This is a genomic window from Corallococcus llansteffanensis, assembly GCF_003612055.1.
In the GTDB taxonomy this organism is placed as follows: domain Bacteria; phylum Myxococcota; class Myxococcia; order Myxococcales; family Myxococcaceae; genus Corallococcus; species Corallococcus llansteffanensis.
Genome location: NZ_RAWB01000873.1, coordinates 1 through 2658, shown reverse-complemented (window position 1 = coordinate 2658; position 2658 = coordinate 1). Strand labels below are relative to the sequence as shown.

Genomic DNA, 2658 nt, shown 5'->3' with positions numbered 1-2658 from the left:
CCCCATCCCCCTCCTGCCCATTCTTCAATTTTCGCCCACCAGCCGACGAAGACTCACTCCGTCCTTGCAAGAAATATTTAGCGTCCCGGTCTTCCAAAAATGGCTTGTCTTCCATTAGAAAGACAGCCCTCCCGGAAGTACCGGGCACTGACCCGAACCTCGAATAGGAGTTGCAATGCGGAAACCTCCCTCTTGGCTTGCATGGAGCCTCCTCGCGTTCGCGGCGCCGTCCGCCTACGCGGAGCGCGCGTGGTACGAGAAGCCGCAACCCGACATTGCCCCACCTTCGACCCTGCGCAGGGCGGTCGTGGAGGACATCACCGACGACCTGCCCCACCGGCTGGGCGAGCAGCAGAAGGCGCTGAAGGCGCAGGCGCTGAAGGAGCGGATCGAGGGCCGCGGTCAGCCCGGCAAGGTGCAGAAGCTGGCCAACGGCAAGTTCGTGGAGCTGGAGCTGGAGCGCACGGACCGCATCTTCGTCATCCTGGTGGAGTACGGCACGCAGATCCACCCGGTGTTCGGCAACCCCGCCACGAACCCCGGCGGCAACATCCCGGGCCCGCTGCACAACGTGATCGCCGAGCCGGACCGGACGGTGGACAACACCACCATCTGGCAGCCGGACTACAACCGCGAGCACTACGAGAAGCTGTACTTCGACACCACGCCCGGCGCGGACTCGGTGGCGAACTACTACAAGGCGGCGTCGTCCGGCCGCTACACCGTGAACGGCGCGGTGTCCGAGTGGGTGAAGGTGCCGTACAACGCCGCCCGCTACGGCAACAACCTGTGCGGCTCCTCCAGCTGCTCCAACTCCGTGTGGCCGCTCATCAGCGACGCCATCAAGGTGTGGACGCAGGGCCAGGTGGCCGCCGGCAAGACGCCCGCGGAGATCAAGGCGTACCTGGACACGTTCGACACGTGGGACCGGTATGACTACGACGGCGACGGCGACTTCAACGAGCCGGACGGCTACATCGACCACTTCCAGATCGTCCACGCTGGCATGGGCGAGGAAGTCGGCGGCGGCGACCAGGGCCCCAACGCGGTGTGGAGCCACCGGTGGTTCGCGTACAGCACGGGCCTGAGCGCGGACGGCACGGGCCCCGCGTACAACCCGAACGGCGGCACGCGCTTCGCGGCGAACGTGGACAAGTGGGTGGGCGACTACACCATCCAGCCGGAGAACGGCGGACTGGGCGTGTTCGCGCACGAGTTCGGCCACGACCTGGGCCTGCCGGACCAGTACGACACGACGAACGCGGCGGACAACGGCACGGGCTTCTGGACCATCATGTCGTCGGGCTCGTACCTGAACGACGGCACGACGGACATCGGCACGCGCCCGGGTGACTTCCTCGCCTGGGACAAGCTGCAGCTGGGCTGGCTGGACTACGCCACGACGTCGGCGGGCCTGTACTCGTACCACAAGCTGGGTCCCGCGGAGTTCACGTCCCAGAACGCGAAGCAGGCGCTGCTGGTGAAGCTGCCCGGCAAGCCCCGCGTGCAGCCGACGACGGCGCCGTTCGAGGGTCAGTACGCGTGGCAGGGCGGCCAGGGCAACAACCTGGACCGCGTGCTCGTGAAGACGGTGAAGCTGCCGAACAAGACGCCCATCACCTTCTCCTTCCAGACGTGGTTCGACATCGAGGAGGACTGGGACTACGCCTACGTCGCGGTCTCCGTGGACGGCGGTCCGTTCGTCAACCTGCCCAGCCCGGTGAGCCGCGACACGAACCCCTGGGGCAACAACCTGGGCAACGGCATCACCGGCACGTCCAACGGCTGGGTGCCGCTGGAGTTCGACCTGTCCGCCTACGCGGGCAAGTCGGTCACGGTGAAGCTGCGCTACAAGACGGACAGCGCGGAGTTCGGCAGGGGCTTCCTGGTGGACTTCGTGCAGCTGTGGGCGAAGAACAAGTACGTCTTCGGTGACGACGCGGAGTGGGGCCACAAGTGGTGGGACCAGTCCACGTTCTTCCACACGGACGGCACCAACACGTTCTACGACCACTACTACCTGGCCGAGTGGCGTCAGTTCCGCGGCTACGACGAGACGCTGGCCACGGGCCCGTACAACTACGGCTTCAGCGCGGACGGCCTGTTCGACTACGCGGAGCGCTACTCGTACAACCCCGGCCTGCTGGTCACCTACTGGGATACCTCCGTGGGCAACAACAACGTGTCCCAGCACCCGGGCGAGGGCCGCATCCTGCCCATCGACTCGCGCCCGCAGCCCCTGCAGCGCAGCGACGGCCGCTACTGGTCCGGCCGCGTGCAGACGCACGACGCGACGTTCGGCCTGGCGCCCAGCTTCCCGCTGTCGCTCAAGCCCAACGGCTTCCCGCGCAACGAGTACCCCTCGCAGCCGGCGGTGCCCGTGTTCAACGACACGAACACCTTCTGGTACGCCACGCAGCCGTACGCGGGCGTGAAGGTTCCTCCGACGGGCACCATCATCGAGGTGCTGACGGAGAACAAGAACCAGACCGTGATGCAGGTGCAGGTGCGTCCGGTCGAGTGAGCGCCTGACGCTTCCTTCGCATTGAAGCCATGAAGTCAGGAGGCCGGTCCCGCTCGTTCGCGGGGCCGGCCTTCGTCTTGAGGAGGGCTGTCGCGTGCGCCCGGGCCTGTAGGATGGGGCCCCGCGTGAACGCC

The 2658-nt window shown here is 66.6% G+C and carries 1 protein-coding gene; it reads left to right on the top strand.

Annotated features, from left to right (window positions below; all coding sequences use genetic code 11):
- Positions 1-175: 175 nt before the first annotated feature.
- Positions 176-2524, top strand: a complete 2349-nt coding sequence (locus tag D7V93_RS41495) for an immune inhibitor A domain-containing protein (RefSeq protein ID WP_120648489.1) — start codon at positions 176-178, stop codon at positions 2522-2524.
- Positions 2525-2658 lie beyond the last annotated feature (134 nt).